The following is a 1,835-nucleotide window of genomic DNA, read 5'->3' on the forward strand; positions in this document are numbered from 1 at the left end:
GGCCCCGTCTTTCGACCGGACACCCAAGACCGCGTCACAGCCGGGAGCCTCCAGAGGCGTCGATGCACTGGCCCGTGATCCACCCCGAGGCGTCGGACGCGAGGAAGGACACGATCTCGGCGATGTCCCCGGGCCTGCCGAGCCGGTTGAAGACGGACCATGAGGCAAGCTGTGCCGCCGCCTTGGGAGTGCTTCGCTTGGCGAGGTTCATGTCCGTCTCGACGAAGCCGGGAGCCACCGCGTTGACGGTGATGCCGCGTTCACCGACTTCCTTGGCCAGAGCGAGCGTGAAGGTGTCCACCGCGCCCTTGCTCATCGAGTAGACGACAGACTCCGGGTAGGCGATCCGGGTGGCCACTGACGAGATGTTGATGATGCGGCCGCCCTCGCGCATCCGCCTGAGCCCCATCTGGGCGACGAACAGCAGGGACCGGGTGTTCACGCTGAACAAGCGGTCGAAAAGTTCGGGTGTCACGTCGTCGATGCGCGCGGACCCGCTCGTTCCGGCGTTGTTCACCAGGATGTCGAGGCCCTGGGCCGCTCCGTGTTCGGCCAGTTTCGCGTCGAAGCGGGCGTAGAGCGTCTGGGCGTCCCCCGGGACACCCAGCTCGGCGCACAGACCGAAGGCTCGTCCGCCGCTGTCCGTGATCGCCGCGAGCGTCTCGGCGACCCCGGTCTCGTCACGGCGGTAGTGAGCGGCGACCAGGGCGCCTTCGCTCGCCAGTCTGAGCGCGATGCTCCTGCCGATGCCGCGACTGGCACCGGTGACCAGAGCCGTTCTGCCCTTGAGCGCGCCCCTGCCATGTCCCCCCGTTGAAGCCCGGACTGCCACACCGAGGAATATACCGGGTAGACGGTTCTTCCATAACGTCCTTACGCCTTCCGTCCGGCGAACCCCCCGGCGCCCGCGCACGAGACGACTACAGCGGCGGCGTGTTTCCCGGCTCCCGTGCCGTCGCCGAGGGCGGACCGCCCTCGGACCGCTCGGTCTTGCGCCCCTTGCCACCGGGCGCCAGCGTGCGCGGGTCCACGGCCTCGGCGGGCGCGCCGGTCGCGTGCAGACCCTTCGGGTCAGAGTCTCGGTCGTGCGGCAGCAGCCAGAAGACGCGTCGGCGGAAGGCGCCCGACGTGCGCAAGGGCTTGGCCTCCGGCCCCAGCAGGGCGTGTCCGACCATGCGGCCGTCCCGGTGGTACGGGGGCTTGCCCCGCCGGTTCAGCAGCCGGTCCGGGCTCTGGCGGACGTAGTCGAGTCCACCGGTGTCCTCGAGCCAGACGAGGTCGGCCCCGTGTGCGATCTCGTCCTCTTCGATGAGAGCGCTCATGCTGTCTCCTCGTCGGCGACCGGTGCGATGCCCGGGTAGTACTTGCGCTGGTTGGACAGGATCATCTCCTTGGGAGAAGCCAGCCCCACCACTTCTCGCACCCGTGCGGCGAAGGCACGCGACGAGACCGCCGGGGACCTCTCATTCCGGCACCACTGGCGAGGAAGCGACTCGGAGGTAAAGGGCCATCCGCCCACTTCAAACGCCCTCTAGGCCGCCGACAGGCCTGCGGCACGGCGGCGGAAGACATCCGCGGTGCTGAGTTCACCGAGGGTGTCGAGCGTGTGGGCGAAGTCGCTCAGGACGCGGGCGAGTTCGACGCGGTCGTCCGAGCGCCGCAGTTCGGTGGCGGCCCGCGAGAGGGTGGGCAGACGCCATTCGGGTTCCTCGGTGGCGGACAATAGGCGCAGCGCGACGCCGCGTTCACGGGGACCGGGCGCGAGGGAGGAGAGTTCCTCCGTGAGCAGTGCGTGGGCCCGGTCCGGCCGGCCGAGCTGGAGGAAAGCCTGGGCG

At 69.6% G+C, this 1,835-nt stretch carries 2 protein-coding genes and 2 pseudogenes; all 4 read right to left on the bottom strand.

Features of this window, described 5'->3' with window-relative positions:
• Nucleotides 1-34: 34 nt before the first annotated feature.
• A complete protein-coding gene (locus tag ACFW2E_RS46225; protein WP_384478007.1) occupies nucleotides 35-832 on the bottom strand; it encodes an SDR family oxidoreductase in 798 nt (265 codons plus the stop codon).
• A gap of 88 nt (nucleotides 833-920) precedes the next feature.
• On the bottom strand, nucleotides 921-1,322 hold the full coding sequence (locus ACFW2E_RS46230) for a DUF6009 family protein (protein ID WP_384478010.1): 402 nt from the start codon (nucleotides 1,320-1,322) through the stop codon (nucleotides 921-923).
• A pseudogene (locus ACFW2E_RS46235) lies at nucleotides 1,319-1,483 on the bottom strand (DNA primase); the annotation flags it as partial. The pseudogene ACFW2E_RS46235 and the gene ACFW2E_RS46230, both read right to left, overlap by 4 nt.
• Nucleotides 1,484-1,531: 48 nt before the next feature.
• Nucleotides 1,532-1,835, bottom strand: a pseudogene (locus tag ACFW2E_RS46240) (helix-turn-helix transcriptional regulator); the annotation flags it as partial.

It is taken from the genome of Streptomyces sp. NPDC058964, assembly GCF_042741275.1.
Taxonomy (GTDB): Bacteria; Actinomycetota; Actinomycetes; order Streptomycetales; family Streptomycetaceae; genus Streptomyces.

Excerpts from the sequence above, each read along its gene's own strand:
- ACFW2E_RS46230 (WP_384478010.1), bottom strand. The coding sequence starts at position 1,322 with ATGAGCGCTCTCATCGAAGAGGACGAGATCGCACACGGGGCCGACCTC.